Annotated in this window: 24 protein-coding genes; 16 read left to right on the top strand and 8 right to left on the bottom strand. The window is 59.2% G+C overall.

Annotated features, from left to right (window positions below):
* Positions 1-546: 546 nt before the first annotated feature.
* Both rhtA and ACIOVB_RS10060 read left to right on the top strand, forming a co-directional pair.
* The gene (gene rhtA, locus ACIOVB_RS10065) at positions 547-1434 is read left to right on the top strand and encodes a threonine/homoserine exporter RhtA (protein ID WP_187679503.1); all 888 of its coding nucleotides are present in this window, start codon (positions 547-549) and stop codon (positions 1432-1434) included.
* Positions 1435-1602: 168 nt separating this feature from the next.
* Positions 1603-1884 carry a hypothetical protein gene (locus ACIOVB_RS10060; RefSeq protein ID WP_187679504.1) on the top strand — a complete coding sequence of 94 codons (282 nt, stop codon included), beginning with the start codon at positions 1603-1605 and terminating at the stop codon, positions 1882-1884.
* A 1-nt stretch (position 1885) separates the two neighbouring features.
* Here the strand turns inward: ACIOVB_RS10060 and ACIOVB_RS10055 are convergent, their stop codons facing one another.
* Complete coding sequence (locus ACIOVB_RS10055) at positions 1886-2449, bottom strand: TetR/AcrR family transcriptional regulator (RefSeq protein ID WP_187679505.1); 564 nt, start codon at positions 2447-2449, stop codon at positions 1886-1888.
* Between the two features lie 91 nt (positions 2450-2540).
* Here ACIOVB_RS10055 and ACIOVB_RS10050 point away from each other — a divergent pair, with 91 nt between their 5' ends.
* Together ACIOVB_RS10050 and ACIOVB_RS10045 are read left to right on the top strand one after the other, a co-directional pair.
* Positions 2541-3269 carry an SDR family oxidoreductase gene (locus ACIOVB_RS10050; protein ID WP_187679506.1) on the top strand — a complete coding sequence of 243 codons (729 nt, stop codon included), beginning with the start codon at positions 2541-2543 and terminating at the stop codon, positions 3267-3269.
* Between the two features lie 37 nt (positions 3270-3306).
* Positions 3307-3897 carry a 2-hydroxychromene-2-carboxylate isomerase gene (locus ACIOVB_RS10045; RefSeq protein WP_187679507.1) on the top strand — a complete coding sequence of 197 codons (591 nt, stop codon included), beginning with the start codon at positions 3307-3309 and terminating at the stop codon, positions 3895-3897.
* Between the two features lie 49 nt (positions 3898-3946).
* Here the strand turns inward: ACIOVB_RS10045 and ACIOVB_RS10040 are convergent, their stop codons facing one another.
* The 5 genes from ACIOVB_RS10040 to ACIOVB_RS10020 all read right to left on the bottom strand — a co-directional run bounded on the left by ACIOVB_RS10040 (position 3947) and on the right by ACIOVB_RS10020 (position 8698).
* Positions 3947-5755 (bottom strand): aminopeptidase P family protein, encoded by a 1809-nt coding sequence (locus tag ACIOVB_RS10040; protein WP_401267222.1) that lies wholly within the window; start codon positions 5753-5755, stop codon positions 3947-3949.
* 56 nt (positions 5756-5811) lie between these two features.
* On the bottom strand, positions 5812-6978 hold the full coding sequence (locus tag ACIOVB_RS10035; RefSeq protein ID WP_401267220.1) for an aminotransferase class V-fold PLP-dependent enzyme: 1167 nt from the start codon (positions 6976-6978) through the stop codon (positions 5812-5814).
* A 205-nt stretch (positions 6979-7183) separates the two neighbouring features.
* Positions 7184-7798: a LysE family translocator gene (locus tag ACIOVB_RS10030; RefSeq protein WP_187679510.1), complete on the bottom strand. Its 615-nt coding sequence runs from the start codon at positions 7796-7798 to the stop codon at positions 7184-7186.
* Between the two features lie 102 nt (positions 7799-7900).
* A complete protein-coding gene (locus ACIOVB_RS10025; RefSeq protein ID WP_187679511.1) occupies positions 7901-8158 on the bottom strand; it encodes a hypothetical protein in 258 nt (85 codons plus the stop codon).
* Positions 8159-8332: 174 nt separating this feature from the next.
* Entirely contained in the window at positions 8333-8698 is a 366-nt protein-coding gene (locus ACIOVB_RS10020) for an antibiotic biosynthesis monooxygenase (RefSeq protein WP_401267218.1), read from the bottom strand.
* A 94-nt stretch (positions 8699-8792) separates the two neighbouring features.
* On the opposite strand from ACIOVB_RS10020, the gene soxR reads away from it, so the two are divergent.
* The 4 genes from soxR to ACIOVB_RS10000 all read left to right on the top strand — a co-directional run bounded on the left by soxR (position 8793) and on the right by ACIOVB_RS10000 (position 11899).
* Entirely contained in the window at positions 8793-9245 is a 453-nt protein-coding gene (gene soxR, locus ACIOVB_RS10015; protein WP_187679513.1) for a redox-sensitive transcriptional activator SoxR, read from the top strand.
* 113 nt (positions 9246-9358) lie between these two features.
* The gene (locus ACIOVB_RS10010; protein WP_187679514.1) at positions 9359-9817 is read left to right on the top strand and encodes a VOC family protein; all 459 of its coding nucleotides are present in this window, start codon (positions 9359-9361) and stop codon (positions 9815-9817) included.
* Positions 9818-10048: 231 nt separating this feature from the next.
* Positions 10049-10924: an alpha/beta fold hydrolase gene (locus tag ACIOVB_RS10005; protein WP_401267216.1), complete on the top strand. Its 876-nt coding sequence runs from the start codon at positions 10049-10051 to the stop codon at positions 10922-10924.
* A gap of 24 nt (positions 10925-10948) precedes the next feature.
* Positions 10949-11899, top strand: a complete 951-nt coding sequence (locus ACIOVB_RS10000) for a LysR substrate-binding domain-containing protein (protein WP_401267215.1) — start codon at positions 10949-10951, stop codon at positions 11897-11899.
* Between the two features lie 124 nt (positions 11900-12023).
* Here ACIOVB_RS10000 and leuD read toward each other — a convergent pair whose 3' ends face one another.
* Together leuD and leuC are read right to left on the bottom strand one after the other, a co-directional pair.
* Positions 12024-12638: a 3-isopropylmalate dehydratase small subunit gene (leuD, locus tag ACIOVB_RS09995; RefSeq protein WP_401267213.1), complete on the bottom strand. Its 615-nt coding sequence runs from the start codon at positions 12636-12638 to the stop codon at positions 12024-12026.
* Positions 12635-14053 carry a 3-isopropylmalate dehydratase large subunit gene (gene leuC, locus ACIOVB_RS09990; RefSeq protein ID WP_401267211.1) on the bottom strand — a complete coding sequence of 473 codons (1419 nt, stop codon included), beginning with the start codon at positions 14051-14053 and terminating at the stop codon, positions 12635-12637. The genes leuD and leuC overlap by 4 nt, the downstream gene beginning before the upstream one ends.
* Before the next feature lie 303 nt (positions 14054-14356).
* Here leuC and ACIOVB_RS09985 point away from each other — a divergent pair, with 303 nt between their 5' ends.
* The 8 genes from ACIOVB_RS09985 to ACIOVB_RS09950 are packed head-to-tail and all read left to right on the top strand — an operon-like array spanning position 14357 to position 20611.
* Positions 14357-15556 (top strand): PepSY-associated TM helix domain-containing protein, encoded by a 1200-nt coding sequence (locus ACIOVB_RS09985; protein ID WP_401267208.1) that lies wholly within the window; start codon positions 14357-14359, stop codon positions 15554-15556.
* Complete coding sequence (locus ACIOVB_RS09980) at positions 15553-16092, top strand: thiamine pyrophosphate-binding protein (RefSeq protein WP_401267205.1); 540 nt, start codon at positions 15553-15555, stop codon at positions 16090-16092. Before ACIOVB_RS09985 ends, ACIOVB_RS09980 begins: the two co-directional genes overlap by 4 nt.
* Complete coding sequence (locus tag ACIOVB_RS09975; RefSeq protein ID WP_187679521.1) at positions 16089-16427, top strand: hypothetical protein; 339 nt, start codon at positions 16089-16091, stop codon at positions 16425-16427. Before ACIOVB_RS09980 ends, ACIOVB_RS09975 begins: the two co-directional genes overlap by 4 nt.
* Positions 16424-16999 carry a DUF6162 family protein gene (locus ACIOVB_RS09970; RefSeq protein ID WP_401267203.1) on the top strand — a complete coding sequence of 192 codons (576 nt, stop codon included), beginning with the start codon at positions 16424-16426 and terminating at the stop codon, positions 16997-16999. Before ACIOVB_RS09975 ends, ACIOVB_RS09970 begins: the two co-directional genes overlap by 4 nt.
* Positions 17000-17034: 35 nt before the next feature.
* Positions 17035-17964 (top strand): metal ABC transporter substrate-binding protein, encoded by a 930-nt coding sequence (locus ACIOVB_RS09965; RefSeq protein WP_401267201.1) that lies wholly within the window; start codon positions 17035-17037, stop codon positions 17962-17964.
* Positions 17961-18806, top strand: coding sequence for a metal ABC transporter ATP-binding protein (locus ACIOVB_RS09960; protein ID WP_401267198.1), 846 nt, complete (start codon positions 17961-17963; stop codon positions 18804-18806). Before ACIOVB_RS09965 ends, ACIOVB_RS09960 begins: the two co-directional genes overlap by 4 nt.
* Entirely contained in the window at positions 18806-19705 is a 900-nt protein-coding gene (locus ACIOVB_RS09955) for a metal ABC transporter permease (protein WP_007917717.1), read from the top strand. Before ACIOVB_RS09960 ends, ACIOVB_RS09955 begins: the two co-directional genes overlap by 1 nt.
* Positions 19706-20611 (top strand): metal ABC transporter substrate-binding protein, encoded by a 906-nt coding sequence (locus tag ACIOVB_RS09950; RefSeq protein WP_401267196.1) that lies wholly within the window; start codon positions 19706-19708, stop codon positions 20609-20611.
* The last annotated feature ends 147 nt before the right edge of the window (positions 20612-20758 follow it).

The following is a 20758-nucleotide window of genomic DNA, read 5'->3' as shown; positions in this document are numbered from 1 at the left end:
AGCACCCACACGAATTGCTTGATTCAGTAGTTAAAGAGCGGTTGGTTAAGATCTTTCGTCTCAACCGAGGCGCGCATTCTACAGCAGCCTCATTTGCTGTCAAGTGATTATTTTCAGAAGTTTTCGAAGAATTCTTCAACAACTTCAACCACTTGCGCTTCCGATCTCTCGTTAGCGGGAGGCGAATTCTACAGCGTTACTCGCTGTTGTCAACACCTCTTTTTCTCCGCTTTCGACCGAGAAGATCGAACCGTTAAAAGAGCCAAACATCACCGCTCTTTCAACTCCTTCCAGGCTTCGATGAACTGAAGCAACCCACTGCCGAAAACCGTGTAACTCATTGAATCTCAAGGAGTTTTCCGTTTCGACTGCGCCGGAAGTGGGGCGAATTATAGACTTCCAGAATCTGCCGTCAACCGTTAATTTTACTTTTCATCGAAACAGCTGAAAACCCAGCTTATATATAGACGGCATAGGCGAGATTGCGCAGTATATTGCCCAATAGCCAAAACAATACTCTGCTCTTATTTCGGACGATGCCGCGCAATGAATGACCAACCACGCTCTCTTGCCTCCATGCTGTTCCCGGTTGGCCTGCTATTAATAGCCATGGCATCGATCCAGTCCGGTGCATCCCTGGCCAAAAGCATGTTCCCCGTAGTGGGCGCTCAAGGAACTACCACTCTGCGTCTGATCTTCGCCAGCGTGATCATGTTGTTACTGCTGCGTCCGTGGCGCGCGAAGCTGACATCCAAGTCGTTGCGCACAGTGATTGTCTACGGCATGGCGCTGGGCGGCATGAACTTCCTCTTCTATATGTCATTGCGCACAGTGCCGCTGGGCATAGCAGTTGCTCTCGAATTCACTGGCCCGCTCGCTGTAGCTATATATGCATCCCGTCGCGCCATCGACTTTCTATGGATCGGCCTGGCCGCCGCCGGACTCATGCTGTTGATACCGACGGGAGCAACCACTGCCGGAATCGATTTGATCGGTGCAAGTTACGCCCTGGGTGCCGGAGTCTGCTGGGCACTTTACATTCTGTTCGGCCAGAAGGCCGGCGCTGACAACGGCGTCACGACCGCAGCGTTAGGCGTAATGATTGCGGCATTGTTTGTAGCCCCCATAGGCATCGTGCATGCTGGCGCTGCGCTACTGACGCCATCACTGATTCCAATCGCGATTGGCGTCGCGATCCTGTCCACTGCCCTCCCCTACACACTGGAAATGGTCGCGCTCACCCGCATGCCCGCGCGCACTTTCGGTACTTTGATGAGCATCGAACCCGCGTTCGGAGCATTGTCGGGCCTGCTGTTTCTGCAGGAATACCTCACGCTGTCACAATGGATGGCGATCCTGTGCATTATTCTGGCTTCCGTCGGCGCGACCATGACCATGGGCAGTGCCGCCAAGCCTGCCATCGCGGCAGATTGAAACAGGATTTAACGAAGGTCTGGCAATTGGCGTTCATATAGGCCATGTTTAGGCTCGTAACCCAATGCCAGACATGGATTTTTTCGGACAGGGATTTCAAAACGCTTTGAGCGCAGGCGAATACAGGCAGACCCGAGCGCCAGACTCGTGGCCGCTATAAGGACGGGAATGAAACGAATTTTGATATTGATCGCCGTACTCGCAATCGCGGGTTGCGCGGCGACCTCGAAAACCCAGGTAAAGCACGGCAAAAAAGGGCTGCACATCAACTGCTCGGGGCTCTCGTCCTCCTGGGACCAGTGCTATAACAGCGCAGCCAGCTCCTGCGCTCCGAAAGGCTACAAAGTTATCGCCAAATCGGGAGATTCCGTGGAGGAGCCTGGCGACTATCCATTCGGCCTCAATCCTGCGGGCTATACCAGCCGCAGCATGATAGTCATCTGTAAATAGGTCAGGGCTGCCTGGTGATCTGGCGACAAATCTCGTCATGGCTGGACTTCAGCACTGTTCTCTGAATGTCCGGGCTGGCCAACATACGCGCCACCACCAGTGCTCCCACGCACTGCGACAGAACCGACCATGCCAGACTGTCACTCTCAAGTATCCGCGCCCAACTCTCCTGAAGCCGGCAGATCCACAGCTCTGCCTGCTCGCGTACCTGAATATCCGAACGAGCGATTTCCGCGCCTAACGCAGGCAAAGCACAGCCAGATTCGGGTTGTTCAACATGAGCCATGCTCAAATAATGTCTGAGGCAGCGTTGCAGCCGCTCGCGATCCGGCTCGCTTTGCCCACCCAATCGCTCCATGCTTTGCCCCAACTCTCTCTCGACGATGGCAATAAACAGCGCATCTTTCGACGAAAAGTGGCTGTAAAACGCCGCGCCACTCAGGCCAATAGCCTTCATCAAACCATCGACACCGACCGTGGAAAACCCGGATCGCTTCGCCGACAGCGCACTGCTCTGCAATAATTTCTCTCGGGTTTCCAGCTTGTGACTGGCGGAGTAACGCATGTGTTTGCCCTCGAATTGACCGCCTTGACGTTAATCGGATCCTAGCATAACGTTCGTTCACTTAACGATCGTTTACTAAAGGGGTCTACCCATGAATAACAAGAAGGTCGTATTGGTTGTCGGTGCAGGCGATGCAACCGGCGGAGCCATTGCCAAGCGCTTTGCCAAGGAAGGATTCATCGCCTGTGTTACACGGCGCAGCGCCGACAAATTGCAGCCGCTGGTGGAGGCCATTGAGGCTGAGGGCGGCGAAGCTCATGGTTTTGCCTGCGATGCGCGCAAAGAAGAAGACGTAATCGCTCTGATTGAAGACATCGAAACCCGCCTCGGTCCAATCGAAGCCTTTGTATTCAACATCGGCGCCAACGTGCCCTGCAGCATCCTCGAAGAAACTGCGCGCAAGTATTTCAAGATCTGGGAAATGGCCTGTTTCTCCGGTTTCCTCAATGCCCGTGAAGTAGCCAAACGCATGGTCACCCGTCAGCGCGGTACGATTCTGTTCACCGGTGCCACTGCCGGACTTCGCGGTGCGTCAGGCTTCGCCGCGTTCGCCGGAGCTAAACACGGCATTCGCGCACTGGCGCAAAGCATGGCGCGGGAACTTGGCCCTATGAACATCCACGTCGCCCATGTGGTAGTCGATGGAGCCATTGATACCGACTTCATCCGCAACAGCTTCCCTGAGAAATACGCCACCAAGGATCAGGACGGTATTCTCAACCCCGAACACATCGCCGAAAACTATTGGTATTTGCACAGTCAGCCACGTGATGCGTGGACCTTTGAGCTGGATCTGCGCCCCTGGAACGAACGCTGGTGAACCCACCGCCCAAAACAATAAATAGAGAGCAGCGACAATGACGAAAACCGTGGAATTCTATTTTGACCTCGGCAGCCCTGCGACGTATCTGGCCTACACCCAGCTGCCAAAGATCTGCGCTGATACCAATAGCGAGCTGACATACATTCCGATGTTGCTCGGTGGTGTATTCAAGGCGACCGGCAATGCATCGCCGGCAATGATTCCGGCCAAGGGTCGCTATATGTTTCAGGATCTGGATCGCTACGCCAAACGCTATGGCGTGTCCCTCAAGTTCAACCCGCACTTCCCGATCAACACGCTGCTGTTGATGCGCGCCGTCACTGGCATACAGCTACGCCAGCCGGAACGCTTTGAGGCGTTTATCGATTGTCTGTTCGCTGCGTTGTGGGTGGAAGGCGCAAACCTCAACGACCCGGTAATCGTTGCTGGCGTATTGATCGAACATGGGTTCGATCCCGATGAAGTCCTGGCGTTGACCAACGATGAAACCGTGAAGGCTGCACTGAAGGTGAACACCGAAACCGCGGTTAAACGTGGCGTTTTCGGTGCCCCAACAATGTTTGTCGGCAACCAGATGTTCTTCGGGCAGGATCGCCTGGACTTCGTCGAAGAAGCCTTGACCTAGATTGATCCCGGCACTCAAGCGCGGACTTCAGCGCCTGAGTGCCAACCCATCAAATGGCCGCAGTACGCGTGTTCAGCCATTCCAGCGCAGCACCGTCGAGCAACGGACTCAAACGTTCACGCACCTGCGCGTGGTAAGCGTTGAACCACTGTTTCTCGTCCTGAGTCAGCAACGCTGGCACCAGGCAGCGCGTGTCAATAGGGCACAGGGTCAAGGTTTCAAACTTGAGAAACTCGCCGAACTCGCTACTCTCCGCCACTTGGTTCATCGCCAGGTTCTCGATACGCACGCCCCAACGGCCAGGACGATAAGTACCAGGCTCGATGGAAGTGATCATGCCCGGTTGCATCGCGGTTTGCGGCGCCGGCACTGCCTGATAGGCAATGACCTGTGGGCCTTCGTGAACATTGAGGAAATAACCGACGCCGTGACCGGTGCCGTGACCGTAGTCGACGCTTTCAGCCCAGATCGGCGCGCGAGCGATGGCATCCAGCAACGGCGATAGAATGCCTTTCGGAAACTGTGCCCGCGACAGCGCAATCACGCCTTTCAACACACGCGTGCAATCGCGCTTCTGCTCTTCGGTTGGCGTACCGACCGGCACCATCCGCGTGATGTCGGTCGTGCCGCCGAGATACTGACCGCCGGAATCGATCAGCAACAGGCCGTCGCCTTCGATCACCGCGTGTTCTTCTTCAGTGGCGTGATAGTGCGGCATCGCGCCATTGGCGTTGAATGCCGCGATAGTGTTGAAACTCAGGGAAACGTAATCCGGACGACGTTCACGGGCAGCGGTGAGCTTCTCGTCGATGGTCAGTTCGGTAATGCGCTCGCGGCCCCAGGCCGACTCCAGCCAGGCGAAGAATTCGCACAGCGCTGCGCCGTCCTGCTCCATCGCTTTACGGATGTGCGCGGCGTCGGCTTCACTTTTTTGCGACTTGGCCAGTGTCGTCGGGTTCAAGCCTTCGACCAATTTCACACCGCTGTCGAGGTTATCCAGCAGACCGCTGGTGACGCGCGCCGGATCCACCAACAGGCTCGCGCCACTCGGCACGGCGCGCAAGGCGTCGGACACTTCGCTGTAATCACGCAGCGTCACGCCATCGTGTTCGAGTACTGCGCGCAACTGCGCATCGATCTTGCTCAGCGCGACAAACAAGGTGGCCTGCTGCTGATTGATCAAGGCGAAGGAAACAAACACCGGGTTGAACGACACATCGCCGCCACGCAGGTTGAACAGCCACGCGATATCGTCGAGGGTGGCGATGAAGTGCCAATCGGCGCCGCGCTCCTGCAAGGATTCACGCAGTTTGGCGAGTTTCTCGCCACGGCTGACGGTCGCTTGTGGCGGCAGATGCTGATAGATCGGTGCATTCGGCAGCGTCGGCCGGTCGCTCCAGACTTCCGTCAACAGATCGATATCGGTACGCAGACGGGCACCGCGCGCTTCAAGTTTACTGCCCAGTGTGCGCGCAGAGGCCACTGCCATCACCGCGCCATCGACCGCAACCACGCCACCTTCAGGTGTCTGCTCGGCTAGCCAGTCCAGCGGGCTTGGCTGACCGGGTTGCAGCTTGACCAGCTCGATGCCGCTGCCATTGAGTTCCTTGGTCGCCTGTTCCCAGTAACGACTGTCGGCCCAAACGCCGGCGAAATCGTGGGTGACAATCAAAGTCCCGACCGAACCATGGAAACCCGACAGCCACTGGCGGCCTTGCCAGTACCCCGGCAGATATTCCGACAGATGCGGGTCGGCGGAAGGCACCAACAGCGCATGAATGCCTTCGCGGCGCATCAGTTCACGGGTGTGCGCAAGGCGCTGGGGAACCGATCCCTCGGTCAAAGTCTGGGTACTCATCATGTCTCCTGCCAATCACTTCATCGTTATTGTTCGTCGCCATCAGGTCGGCGCGTTTAAAGCCCTGTCGCCCAGAATGCCGGAGCACTGGTGCAGGCGGTCTTGATCAGTTCAAAAGCCTTGTCGATATCTTCAGCGGTGGTGAAACGGCCGAGACTCAGGCGAATCGTACGCCCGGCCAGCCTTGTGTCATGCCCCAGTGCCAACAGCACGTGGGATGGCGCGTTACTCGCGGAATTGCAGGCCGAGGTCGCGGAGAATGCGATTGAATGGCTAAGCGCCGCACTATTGAACTCGCCTTCGCTGAAGGTCAGGCTCAAGGTATGCGGAATGCGTTGCGTGGCACTGCCGTTGAGGCGCACGCCCGGCAGGCTCAAAAGTTGTTCGAGCAAGCGTTCACGCAAAGCGACGATGGAGTTTTTCTCTTCATCAAATGAAGCAGCGGCCAAGGCGAATGCCGCACCCATCGCGGCGATCTGATGCGTCGCAAGTGTTCCGGAGCGCAACCCGCTCTCATGCCCGCCACCATGTATCTGCGCTTGGACGCGCTTTTGCGCACGCGGGCCGACGTACAGCGCACCGATGCCTTTGGGGCCGTAGAGTTTATGCGCCGAGAACGACATCAGATCGACCGGCCATTGCGTCAGATCGATTGCCACTTTGCCCGCGCCCTGAGCCGCATCGACATGGAACAACGCCTCGCGACCGCGAACGACTTCACCGATGGCAGGGATGTCGTTGACGGTGCCGAGTTCGTTGTTAACCAGCATCAGCGACACCAGAAAGGTGTCATCACGCATCGCTTCGCTGACCGCTTGCGGGGTAATCAGGCCGTCGGCGTCCGGCACCAGATAAGTCACGGCAACGCCAGCGTCCTGCAATTGACGGGCGGTATCGAGGATGGCTTTGTGTTCGATCTGGCTGGTAATGATGTGCCCGCCGGACACGCCGCGCGCTTGGGCTACACCTTTGAGAGCAAGGTTATTGGACTCGGTAGCACCGGAAGTCCAGACGATCTGTTCGGCTTGCGCGCCGACCAGTTCGTCGACTTGTCGGCGGGCCTGCTCAACCGTTTGCCGGGCCTGCTGGCCAAAAGCATGGGAGCTGGAAGCCGGGTTGCCGAAATTACCGTGAAACCCCAGACATTCGATCATCACCTGGATGACCCGCTCGTCCACCGGAGTAGTGGCGGCGTAATCGAAATACAACGGACGTGTGTTCATAAAAGACTCGCAGAGCGTGTTCCGGGATCAGGAGGCTCGTATCTGCAAACGGCACAGCGCAGCCTTGTGAGCTGCGCGTCGGTTCGAGAGCGTCATCAATACCTGATCGGATGCCGTTAAAGAAGAACAACTTCATTTAAAAGTGCGTAGGAACGCTCCTGAAGCCGAGCTTAACAGGCATCGGGCCAGCGGTTGAAGCAATGCGTCAGCTAAAGCTTTCGAGAAGTAACGGGTACAGGGAAACCACCAGCAACGCCGCCATGCCCCAGTTGAACACGCGCAACCAGCGCGGGTCCTTCAGCACATTGCGCAGGAGCGTGCCGCACGCCGCCCAGACGCCGACGCTCGGCAGATTGATGATGGCGAACACGGCAGCGATCACCAGCACATTGGTGAAGTAACCCTGCATCGGCGTGTACGTGCTGATGGCACCGATGGCCATGATCCACGCTTTAGGATTGACCCACTGGAACGCTGCTGCGCCGAGGTAGCTGATCGGTTTGGCTTCGCCTTGAACGTTGTCACCGACCGGTCCCGAATGAGCAATCTTCCACGCCAGATACAACAGATACGCCGCGCCGACATAACGCAGAATCGTATAAAGAATCGGATAGGTCTGGAACACCGCGCCCAGGCCAAAACCCACCGCCACCACCAGGACAAAAAAGCCACAGGTAATGCCCAGCATGTGCGGGATGGTGCGGTTAAAGCCGAAGTTCACGCCCGATGCCAGCAACATGGTGTTGTTTGGCCCCGGCGTTATCGAGGTGACAAGAGCAAACAGGGCAAAGCCCAACAATAGATCAAGCGAGAGGGTCATCGTGGGCAAATCCGTCAGGGTCATTCAGGTGTAGACCCTATCCCACGCAGGCCGGTAAACCCACGGACAGTTGGGTAAAACTTCTAGCAGTACAGTTTGTTTTCAGCTTGGCCGACCGTGCAGCTGTACGGCACGTTCCGCGCTCATTTCAGCCTTCTTGTCGAACTGCGACTGGCCGAGCAACTGAGCTTTCTTAGCGTGGTATTCGTCAAAGGACAAACCGCTGCGGTTCAGCGCTTCCATCGCCAACTCCCGAGATTCTTCTTCGGTGTAGGGGCGCAGCTCTGGAGAGTTGTGAGAGGCACAACCGGCAAGTACGGAGACAGCGAGCAGCAGAGAAACAGTCAGTAAACGATTCATGGGAGCGTCCTGGCGAGCGGTGGGGGTCGATGGAGAAAGGCTACGCCCCGGTACGCTCGCGCAGAAATCAACGCTTTCAATAGTGGCTATCAGTGAATCAGCAATGACTGCGCCTATCTCTTAGATATCTATAAAGATCGATAAACGTTCTAAGCAGCTGATCCAGTTGTTCATCTAACTCACCAGATTGCAGTGCAGTGCATCGTCGTGACTGCGGGCGATGCTGCTCAATACCTGAAACGAGTTGAAAGTCACGGTTTTCGCCTGATGGGTGCGGATCAACTGCCAGAAATCCTGCTCGCCGCTTTCGAAACTGCTGAATGCGGCCTCCCCCGCCTCGCGGCTCTGCCATTGCAGAAAGCTCAATACCCGCCGGCCATCGTCGCTGGCTTGCACACTCGCGCTGACGAAACCTCCGTAGCGCTGGGCCAGACGCTCGGCCTGCACCGACAGCGCCGAGACCAGCGCCGGTTGCTGCCGTGGCTCGATCTCGAATTCGATCAATTGTGTGAAGCTGCGGTTTTTCGCTGATGCTTGCATGAAAAGTCCCCACTTGGCTGTAAGGCGAATCTTGCGACTCGACGAAGCGCAGGGTAAAACCTCTAGTTAAGTCAAGGTCAAGAGCTATCTTCAAATGATCACCAAAGAGACTGTGCACAAGCAGCTAACCGTCGGCGAGGTCGCGGCGCGCAGCGGCGTTGCGGTCACCGCGCTGCATTTTTATGAATCCAAAGGCTTGATCAAGAGCCAGCGCAATGCCGGCAATCAACGCCGTTATCCACGAACCGTGCTGCGCCGGGTGGCGTTGATCAAAGTTGCGCAGCGTCTGGGGATTCCTCTGGCAGAGATCGGTGAGGCACTGAAAAATCTTCCGGATGATCGCGCACCGACGGCAGCGGACTGGAAGATTCTGTCTGAGCAGTGGCGTCGGGAGCTGGATGAGCGGATCAATCAATTGACACTGCTGCGCGACCGGCTCACGGGCTGCATCGGTTGTGGCTGTTTGTCGATGGAGGCCTGCCCGTTGCGCAATCAGGGTGACGTGTTGGGCGAACAGGGGCCGGGGCCACACTTTATTCAGGACTGATGATGGGTGCTGCTCGTCGGGCGAAAATCCTGGCCGCGAAGACAGCCCTATAGTGGTTTTTCCGGTAATCCGGTGAAGTTACACCTCGTAGAACAACAATCAGGGAGAACGTCATGAGCGTCAAACCTATCCCGGAGGGGTATCACAGCATTACCCCGTATCTCGGCATCCAAAAGGCTGCTGAGGCCATCGATTTCTATAAGAAAGCCTTCGGTGCCACCGAAGTCATGCGTCTGGCCATGCCCGACGGCGGCATCGGCCACGCGGAGCTGCGTATTGGCGACAGCGCAATCATGCTCGGCTCGCCGTGCGATCAGGGGCCATTGAGCAATCCCGACAAAGCTGTATCAGTCGGTTTGCATCTATACGTGACCGATGTCGATAAATCATTCCAACGGGCGCTGGATGCCGGTGCGACGGTGGTGTCCGAGGTCAAGGATCAGTTTTACGGTGATCGCAGCGGGACGTTGAAGGATCCGTATGGGCATCTGTGGTTTCTGGCCACGCACAAGGAAGATCTGACCGAAGAGCAAATCAAGCAGCGGGCGATGGAGATGTTTCAACAAGGTTGAGCTTTGGAGTGTTATCACTGGCCTCTTCGCGAGCAGGCTCGCTCCCACAGTGTTTCGCGGGGTGGCATAAATAGCTGTCACCCCTCAGATCTCTGTGGGAGCGGGCTTGCCCGCGATGAGGCCATCACTGACAACACACTTCATGAACCCGCCCCTCACGCTTTGCCCCTTGCCCCAACCCCCGGACAATTTCAGGATGCATCTATAAAACCCTGAACAAGGATCAGCCCGATGTTTGCCGGATTCCTCAAAAACCAGCGTCACGTCAACGGCGTCGACATTGCCTATCGTCTCGGCGGTAGCGGCCCAGGCCTGTTGCTGTTGCACGGTCACCCGCAGACCCATGTGATCTGGCACAAGATTGCCGAACAACTGGCCGAGCACTTCACCGTGGTCGCCGCCGACCTGCGCGGTTATGGCGATAGCGAGCGCCCGGCCGCCGACGAGTTGCACCACAACTACTCAAAACGCGAAATGGCCCGGGACAACATCGAACTGATGCAGGCGCTGGGCTTCGAGCAGTTCTCGGTCCTTGCCCACGACCGTGGCGCCCGGGTCGCCCATCGACTGGCGCTCGACCACCCCGCCGCCGTGCAACGCATGATGCTGCTGGACATCGCCCCGACCCTGTCGATGTATGCACAAACCAACGAAGCCTTCGCCCGCGCCTACTGGCACTGGTTCTTCCTGATTCGCCCGGCGCCGCTGCCGGAAACCCTGATCGAGGCCGATCCCGAGTCTTACCTGCGCAGCGTGATGGGCAGTCGCAGTGCCGGACTCAAGCCGTTTACCGACGAAGCGTTCGGCGAATACCTGCGCTGCTTGCAGCAGCCGGGCAGCGCTCGCGGTATCTGCGAGGACTACCGCGCCAGCGCCGGCATCGATCTGGAACATGATCGCGCCGACATTGCTGCGCAGCGCCATCTGCACCTGCCACTGCGGGTTTTGTGGGGCGCCGAGGGCACAGTCGGGCGCTGCTTCGATCCGCTCAAGGAATGGCAGCAGGTGGCCGCCAACGTTAGCGGCCAATCCTTGCCCGCCGGCCATTACATCGCCGAAGAAATCCCCGAACTATTGCTCGCCGAAGCGCTGGATTTTCTGCGCTGAACCGAGCCTGCAAGTGCCGATGCTATGCTGGCGGCTTGTGCCGCAAGTGCTCGTTTTGCCATGACCCAGAAGAAAGACACCGTGCCCCTGCCCGAAGACCTGCGCGTGCTGCTCACCGTGATCCGCAAGAACGGCTTCGCCGCTGCGGCGGATGAGTTGGGCCTTTCCCCGGCTTACGTCAGCAAGCGCATCCAGATTCTCGAAACCACCCTCGGCACGCGCCTGTTGCACCGCACCAGTCGCCGCGTGTCTCTGACCGAGGACGGCGAAAGGGTGCAGCGCTGGGCGTTGCGCATTCTCGATGACTTCCAGCAACTGCACGACGAACTTTCCGACGCCCATGACAGCCCGTCTGGGCGTCTGCACATCTGCAGCAGTTTCGGTTTCGGCCGCAATCACGTCGCGCCTGCAGTTTCGTTGCTGGCCGAGCGTTACCCGCAACTGGAGATTCGCCTCGATTTGTTTGACCGGGGGGTGGACATCGTCAATGAGGGTTTCGATCTGGAGATCCGCGTGGGTGATGACATTCCCGGCCAACACATCGCTCGCCGTCTGGCCAGCAACCGACGGGTGTTGTGTGCCGCACCGGACTATCTGCGACGACGTGGTACGCCCCAGACACTAGATGATTTGCAGCAGCACGATTGCCTGGTGATCAAGGAGCGCGACAACGCGTTCGGCATCTGGGATCTGCATCGTGACGGCACGCAGGAAAGCGTGCGGGTCAGCGGGCCGTTGTCGTCGAACAATGGCGAGATCGTCCTGCAATGGGCGCTGGATGGTCGTGGGATGTTGCTGCGCTCATTGTGGGACGTGAAGCCGTTGCTGGATGAGGGACGGTTGGTGCAGGTGCTGGACGATTACAGTCAGAGCGCCGACGTCTGGGCGGTGTACCCGACTCGATTGGCGCATTCGGGGAAATTGCGCGCGTGTGTGGAGTTTTTGCAGGTGCATTTCCGGGATCTGTCCCTGTAGTTAAACCCCCACAAAACCAATATAGGAGTGAGCCTGCTCGCGATTGCACAGTGTCGGCCAACATCATCATTGACTGAATGGCCGCTATCGCGAGCAGGCTCACGCTTACAGGGTCAGAGGTGTATCAGGATAGCCAAGGGTTGTTAGCTAGATGCTCGCGCTCGAACGCCTTGATCTGCTCATGCCGCTGCAACGTGCTGCCGATCGCATCCAGCCCCAGCAACAGCGCGGTCTTGCGCAACGTATCAATCTGAAAATCAATCACCGAGCCATCCGCCAATTCAATCTGCTGTGCCTCCAGATCAACACTGATCCGCGCGCTGTCAGGCTGGCCGACAAGCCGCCCGATCCGCTGCACCTGCGCCTCTTCCAGCGTGATCAACAACACCCCGTTGCGCTGGCAGTTGTCATAAAAGATCCCGGCAAAACTGCTGCCGATCAGCGCGCGGATGCTCATCTGCTGCAAGCCCCACACAGCATGCTCACGGCTGGAACCGCAGCCGAAATTCGGCCCGACCACAAGGAAACTCGCCCCTTGCCAGGCTGGCTTGTTCAACACGAATTCGGGACTTGGCGTGCCATCGGGCAGAAACCGCAGATCGAAAAACAAGCCGCGATCCAGTCCCTGACGATCGATACCCTTGAGAAACTGTTTAGGCATGATCACGTCAGTATCGACGTTGGCCGCCAGCAACGGCGCGGCCTGGCCGCTGACCTGAGTGAAAGGTTGCAGGCTCATGAGCGTTCTCCAAAGTGGCGGATGTCGGTGAGTCGCCCTCTGATCGCAGCGGCGGCGACCATTGCCGGGCTCATCAGATGGGTGCGCGCGCCGGCGCCCTGACGGCCCTCGAAATTGCGATTAGTGCTCGAAGCGCAGCGGTCACCGGGCGCGAGTACGTCGTCGTTCATCGCCAGGCACATCGAGCAGCCCGACTGGCGCCATTCAAAACCGGCATCGATAAAGATTTGCGCCAAACCTTCGGCCTCGGCTTGGGCGCGGACTTCGCTGGAGCCGGGTACGATCATCGCCCGCACATGCCCAGCCACACGTTGCCCGCGCACGACGCTGGCGGCATCACGCAAATCCTCGATCCGCGCGTTGGTGCATGAGCCGATAAACGCATGGCTGATGACGATATCGCTGAGCGCCATGCCCGCTTCCAGACCCATGTATTTGAGGGCGCGGCGCATGCCCTGACGCAGGATCGGGTCGTTGATGTCCTGTGGATCCGGCACTCGCGCACCAATGGCGGCGGCCTGATCCGGGCTGGTGCCCCAAGTGACCATCGGTTCGAGCAGGCTGGCGTCGAGATGAACTTCCCGGTCGAACACCGCGCCCGGATCGCTGTGCAATTCTCGCCACGCTGTCAGTCCGCGCTCCCACAGCTCACCTGCGGGCGCCCGGGGTTTGCCTTTGAGGTAGGCGAAGACCTTGTCGTCCGGCGCCATGAATGCGCCGCGCGCACCGGCTTCGACCGCCATGTTGCAGATGGTCATCCGCGCTTCAACGCTCAGACCGTCGATGGTCGAACCGCAAAACTCGATGGCGAAGCCGGTGGCCCCGGACGCGCCGATCCGGCCGATCAGCGCCATGATCACGTCTTTTGAGGTCAGCCCCGGGGCCAGTTCGCCATCAACGGTCACGCGCAGGGTTTTCAGGCGTTTGTAGACCAGGGTCTGCGAGGCCAGCAGATGCTCGATTTCCGAGGTGCCAATGCCGAAACCGAAGGCGCCGAGTGCGCCATAGGTGGTGGTGTGGCTGTCGCCGGCAGCGATCACCATGCCCGGCAGAATGAAGCCTTGCTCGGGAGCGATGACATGTTCGATGCCCTGGCGTTTATCGAGGATATCCAGCAGTTCGATGCCGAAGTCCCGGCAGTTTTCCGCCAGATACGACACTTGCCGCGCGCCGCCCTCATCAGCCATTGCCGCCACTCGCACAGGCGCAGTCGGGTTGACGTGATCGACCACCGCCAGCGCCGTGCCCGGGCGCCAGACGTCACGTCCGGCATCGCGCAAACCGCTGAAAGCCTGCGGGCTGGTGTACTCATTGATCACCTGACGATCGATATACAGCAGCACGTGGCCCTGATCGTCGAGGCGGCACACCGTGTGTGCATCGATGTGTTTGTCGTAGAGGGTTCTGGGGGTCATCAAAGGCGCTCACTGAGGCAATCCGGGTGATTTCCATCATAGGGAGCGGGTGGCGGGCATCAATTGGCGGAGGGTGATGGCGTCATTCATGAATCGTGTTTGATCTCCCACAAGGGTTCAGTGGTGCAGATGCGAATTGCGAAACATTTGCTTTCATATCGATCATCGGGATTTACCTCGCTCATCCGTCCTATAGAGATGCAGGCCGTTCGCGTAGGCAAAAGCCACGAACGCCTTTCGGGGAATCCCGTGCTGCGAAGCCCGTAGCCGTGCTCCCTTCCACCGAAATCAAGACGCGTAATCATGTCGAAGAAATCCCGCTCCAAACTGTGGTTCCTGGTGCATAGCTGGCTCGCGTTACCCATCTGGTTTTTCGTCCTGATTGTCTGCGTGACCGGGACGTTGGCGGTGGTCAGCCAGGAGATCGTCTGGCTCGCCAATCCGCAGATGCGCGCCAGTCAGCCGTCGGACGATGCACCGCTGCTCAGCTACGATCAGGTGCTGGCGGCGATCAAGAAAGCCGAACCACAGACCGTGGTCGAAAGCATCAGCCGCCCCGACGAATCACACTTTGCCCTGGACGTAGAGGTCAGCTACCCGGACGGTCGTTCGCTGACGGTCTACGTCAACCCTTACACCGGGGTGATCCAGGGCACGGCACCGACCTTCAATTTCAAGGCGTTCACCCGTGCATTGCATGGCTGGTGGCTCGTGCCGTTCACCAACGGTTTCAGTTGGGGCTGGTATCTGGTGTCGTTCCTCGGCCTGCCTTTGCTGGTTTCGCTGATCACTGGTCTGGTGGTTTATAAACGCTTCTGGAAAGGTTTCTTTAACCCGACCCTGCGCTTTCGCCACGGCGCGCGGATTTTCTGGGGAGACTTCCACCGACTCAGCGGTATCTGGTCGATCTGGTTCATTGCGGTGATTTCCATCACCGGCACCTGGTTCCTGATTCAGGCGTTGCTGTCGGATAACCAGATTTCCATTTCCAGCGAACCGATCATCCCGGCAATGGCCCGTGAGGCTGTACCGCTTTCGCCGGACGGCTCACCGCCCACGCGAATCAGCCTGGATCACGCCATTGAAATCGCCCAGCAGAAGATCCCCGGCCTGGAGGTCAGTTTCGTCAGCCTGCCGGGCAATGCCTACAGCCATATGAGTGTCGGTGGCCGGGGCTGGTATCCGCTGATGTTCCAGACCGCCACGATCAATCCGTACAACGGTGACATGGCGGCTTCGCGGTTGTTGTCCGATCGTTCCTCACTGGAATTCGTCACCGAATCCATGCGCCCGCTGCATACCGGGGACTTTGGCGGATTGTGGATCAAGCTGATCTGGTTTTTCTTCGGCCTGCTGCTGAGCATGATGGTGCTCAGCGGCCTGTTGATCTGGACCAAACGCACCGCCCTGGCGACCGCCAACGCACTCAAGCGGGAAAGTAAAAAGAATCGTGTCCTGCCCCAACCGGCCATGAATCGTGAAGTGTCGGAGGCCAACCTGTGAGCAAATCCACTGCTGCCGCTCAACCCTCACGCCTGAGTCAGTTCTGGCACAAATGGCGGTTTCACATCAACGTGCTGTTGCTGCTGATTCCGCTGGGCTTCATGCCCAAATACTTCGCCGATGCCGCCCTGTTCCGCGGCGACAGTGGCCTCGGTGAACGGGAAGTCGGCGAAATTCAGGTCGGCCCCTGGAGCCTGCGCCTCGCCGAGTTGCGCGATGAAGCGCCGCGCGGCGGCCCGGCCGGTTATCTGAAAGGCTTCAACGCCGCCCTGTGTGACGCTTGCGTCGACAAGGTCAAGGCGACTTATCTGCGCATCGGCAAACCCCGCAGTCTGCGCGCCGCCGGGGTGATTTTCTTCGGCACCCCTTACCGCATGGGTGCCCAACTGCCAGTCCCGGAAAAAACCAAAGCCGATGCCGAACTGTGGATCACCATGGAAGGCTGGGACGGCAGCATGCATCAGGCCTCGATTCCCCTGAGCCAGGCCTCTCCCGCCACCCTTGCCTGGCTGAACACACAAGGAGCCAAACCATGAGCTGCTCTCGCCCTTCCCGCCTGCGGCTGAGCGCCGCGCTGCTGGTGCTGTTCGCCGGTTTCAGCGCCAGCGCTCTGGCGCATAACCCGATGTGTGAATGCAAAGCCATCGACGACGAGCAGATCCAATGCACCGGCGGTTTTTCCGACGGCAGCGGCGCCCCGGGCGTGACCCTCGACGTGATTGGCTACGACGAAACCATTCTGGTGCCCGGCAAGCTCGGTAGTGACTCAACCCTGACCTTCAAGAAACCCGGCGCCGAGTTCTACGTGCTGTTCGACGCGGGCCCAGGCCACGTAGTCGAAATCGACCAAGCGGATATCGAAGCCCCATGAGTACGCCCACCACACAAATCGTGCGCCCGGCAGGTGCCGGCCACGAAACCCTCAACGTTCTGTTGTTGTGTCTGCTGATCCTCGCGCTGGCCGGCTCCGCGGTGGCCTGGCGCGGGGTTTCCCATGAACAGGAGCCCGTCGCCAGCAACCAGTTCGATGCCCGGCGTGACCTTAGCGCCGCCGAGCAAGGCATCTATGCCGACCTGCGGGTGACGCTGGACGAAATCCAGTTGCTGCGTGAAGAGCAGAAAACCCTGCCAACCCCGCAAAACCTGGCGGATGAAGGTTTCGCTCCGTTTGCCCAGGACGCCAGTTCCGTCAGTCGTGGCGGTCACGTCTGGCAAATGCAGGCCGACAGCGCCTATTTCGGTCACAGCCAGACGCCTGCCGTCGCCGGTTCGTTTCTGATGCGCGTCGATGCCGATGCCAAAGCGGCGCCAGATATATGGCTCAACCGCCAAGCCGAACTCAAGGCGCCTCAAGCGCTGACCGACGCGGCCCTGTCCGCCGCCGGCTGGAAACAGATCGTCGCGCAATACGATGCCGGGGTTACCCGCGAACATCGCCATTGATTCCTCGCACTCACCCGAGAGAAGACCGTTTGCCCATGTCTATTTCATCGCCACGCCGTCCGTTGTTGCGCCTGTTTCTAATGGGCCTGTGTGCCTGTCTGTTGAGCCCACTGGCCAGTGCCGATCAGGCAAAACGCCTGCGCATCGGCATTACCCTGCATCCTTATTACAGCTACGTGGCGAACATCGTCGGCGACAAGGCCGAGGTCGTGCCGCTGATTCCGGCCGGTTTCAACCCGCACGCTTACGAGCCAAGGGCCGAGGACATCAAACGTATCAGCGGCCTGGACGTGATCGTGCTCAACGGTGTCGGCCATGACGACTTCGCTGACCGCATGATCGCCGCCAGCGAAACACCGAACATCAAGACCATCGAAGCCAACGAAAACGTGCCGCTGCTGGCCGCCACCGGAGTTGCCGCGCGCGGTGCCGGCAAAGTGGTCAACCCGCACACGTTCCTGTCGATCAGTGCTTCGATTGCCCAGGTCAACAACATCGCCCGGGAACTGGGCAAGCTCGACCCGGACAACGCCAAGACTTACACCCAGAACGCCCGTGCCTACGGCAAACGTCTGCGGCAGATGCGCGCCGACGCGCTGGCCAAGCTGATCCAGGCACCGAACGCCGAACTGCGCGTCGCCACCGTTCACGCGGCTTACGATTACCTGCTGCGCGAATTCGGTCTGGAAGTGACGGCCGTGGTCGAACCGGCCCACGGTATCGAGCCGAGCCCGAGCCAGTTGAAGAAGACCATCGACCAACTGCGCGAACTGGACGTGAAGGTGATCTTCTCGGAAATGGACTTTCCGTCCTCTTACGTCGACACCATTCAGCGAGAGTCCGGTGTGAAGCTGTACCCGCTGTCGCACATTTCCTACGGCGAATACACCGCCGACAAGTACGAAAAGGAAATGACCGGCAACCTCAACACCGTGGTGCGGGCGATTCAGGAGTCAGGGGCATGACCTCCAAAGAAACCTTCTCTGACCAGTCCGAAACCCCTGTGGGAGCGAGCCTGCTCGCGAATGCGGTTGAACACTCAACGCACCCGTTGACTGACACGACACCTTCGCGAGCAAGCTCGCTCCCACAGGTTTGCGGGCCGACTCTCGATTTTGCTGATGTCAGCCTGACCCTTGGGCGCACCACCATTCTCGACAAGGTCACCTTCCAGGTTCAACCCGGCAGCGTGCATGCGCTGGTCGGCCCCAACGGTGGTGGCAAGAGTTCGCTGATCAAGACCTTGCTCGGCCAAATGCCGCATCAAGGCCAGTTGAGCCTGCAATGGCCCGGCGAGCCCGGCACCATTGGCTACGTGCCGCAAGCGCTGGAATTCGACCGCGGCTTGCCAATGACGGTCGACGATTTCATGGCCGCCATGTGCCAGCGCCGCCCGGCCTTTCTCGGCTTGAGCAAACACTACGCTGGCGCCATCGGTGAGGCGCTGGAACGGGTCGGCATGCAAGACAAGCGCAAGCGACGCATGGGCGCTCTGTCCGGCGGTGAGCGTCAGCGGGTCCTGCTCGCCCAAGGGCTCATCCCGGCGCCGCAACTGCTGGTGCTGGATGAGCCGATGTCGGCGCTCGACGAGGCCGGGATTCAGGTGTTCGAACGCCTGCTCGGGGACTGGCGCGCGGCGGGCATCACCGTGTTGTGGATCGAACATGATCTGGAGGCTGTCGGACGTCTGGCCGATCGCGTCACCGGTCTCAACCGTCGCGTGCTGTTCGATGCCACACCGCAACAGGCGCTGACCCCGGAGCGTCTGCTGACGCTGTTTTCGACCCATCCACGGAGCGCTGTCTGATGAGTTACGAAGCCTTTCGTTTGATGGTTCAGGGCTGGGCCTCGTCGGGTTACCTGCCCGAAGCGCTGGCCTATGGTTTTGTGGTCAATGCGCTGCTCGCGGGTCTGTTGATAGGCCCGGTGCTCGGCGGCCTCGGCACGCTGGTGGTGGTCAAGCGCTTTGCGTTTTTCTCCGAAGCAGTCGGCCACGCAGCGCTAACCGGCGTGGCCATCGGCATTCTGCTCGGCGAACCCTACACCGGGCCGTATGGCAGCCTGTTCGGTTACTGCCTGCTGTTCGGCATTCTGCTCAACTACCTGCGCAACCGCACGGGTCTGGCGCCAGACACCTTGATCGGCGTGTTCCTCTCGGTATCCCTGGCGCTGGGTGCGAGCCTGCTGCTGATTCTGGCCGGCAAGATCAACGTACACATTCTGGAAAACGTGCTGTTCGGTTCGGTGCTGACCGTCAACGGCAATGATTTGGCGGTGCTGGCCATCGTCGGTTCGCTGGTCATGGCCCTCGCACTGCCGCTGTACAACCGCATCATGCTGGCCAGCTTCAATCCGCAACTGGCGGCGGTACGCGGAGTGGCGGTGAAGACCCTCGATTACTTGTTCGTGATTCTGGTGACGCTGATCACCGTGGCGGCGGTGAAAGTCATCGGCGCGATTCTGGTCGGTGCCCTGCTGGTGATTCCGGCGGCGGCGGCGCGTTTGCTCAGCCAGTCGCTCAAGGGCTTCTTCTGGTGTTCGGTACTGATTGCCACCGTCAGCACCTTGTGCGGGATTCTTGCGCCGATCGTCTTCGATCTGCCGATCCCGTCCGGCGCCGCGATCATTCTGGTCGCCGGCATTGCGTTCGCCCTCGCCGCCATCGCGCGCGGTGTCGTACCCAGTCTGAAAGGGAACCTTGGATAAATGGCTTTTTCACTGAGAAAACTGACCCTGAGCATGGCGCTGTGCGGCGTGGTCTGCAGCCCGTTGATGGCCGCCGAAAGCTCCAAGCCCTTGCGGGTGTTGGCCTCGCTACCGATCACCTACGGCTTGGGCGAAGCATTGCTCAAAGGCACCGGTATCAACCTGGAACGCGCGGCGCCGGCGAACTTGCCGGGCAGCCGCCAGACCGCTTACTTCACGGGTCGCGGCGCTACGGCGCTGGACAAACTGGCGAGTAATGCCGACGCGGTCATCGGCGTGCGCTCGCTGTGGGCCGATGACCCGCTGTACCCGATCGCCCGTCGCAGCAACATCCGTATTGTTGAGGTCGATGCCGCACGCCCGGTCGACGGTGCCCTGCCCGGTATTGCCGTGCAACCAGGGTTGAAGGTCGATGGACTGAACAGCCAGCCATGGCTGGCGAGCAACAACATGGGGCGCATGGCAGACGTGATGGCAGCGGATCTGGTGCGTCTGGCACCGACCGCCAAGCCGAAGATCGAAGCGAACCTGGCGGCGTTGAAACAGCGCCTGCTCAAACTCAGCGCCGACAGCGAGGCGCGTCTGGCCAATGCAGACAATCTGAGTGTGATGAGCTTGAGCGACCACTTCGGCTATCTGATCGGTAGCCTGAATCTGGAGCTGATCGGGCAGGATCCACGTCCTGATGCGGAGTGGACGCCGGAGGATTTGAAGCAATTGACGGCGGCGCTCAAGGACAATGACGTGGCGGTGGTGCTGCATCACCGACAACCGTCAGACGCGGTGAAAGCGGCGATCGCCGAGTCCGGTAGTCATCTGGTGGTGTTGAGTACTGATGCCGAAGATCCGGTGGCGGAGCTTGAGGGGAATGTGGATCTGCTGCTCAAGGGGCTGAGTGGGGCGTAAGTTCAGTTACACCGCGTTATCGTTCATCGCGAGCGGGCTCACTCCTACAGGGTTAGGTGATCCCATGTGGGAGCCAGCCTGCTGGCGATGAGGCCAGCAAGGACAACGCATGTTCCGGACATGAAAAAACCCGCTGACTGTCTCCAG

It is taken from the genome of Pseudomonas sp. NPDC087639 (assembly GCF_044743385.1).
In the GTDB taxonomy this organism is placed as follows: Bacteria; Pseudomonadota; Gammaproteobacteria; order Pseudomonadales; family Pseudomonadaceae; genus Aquipseudomonas.
This window is presented reverse-complemented; position numbering and strand designations above follow the sequence as displayed.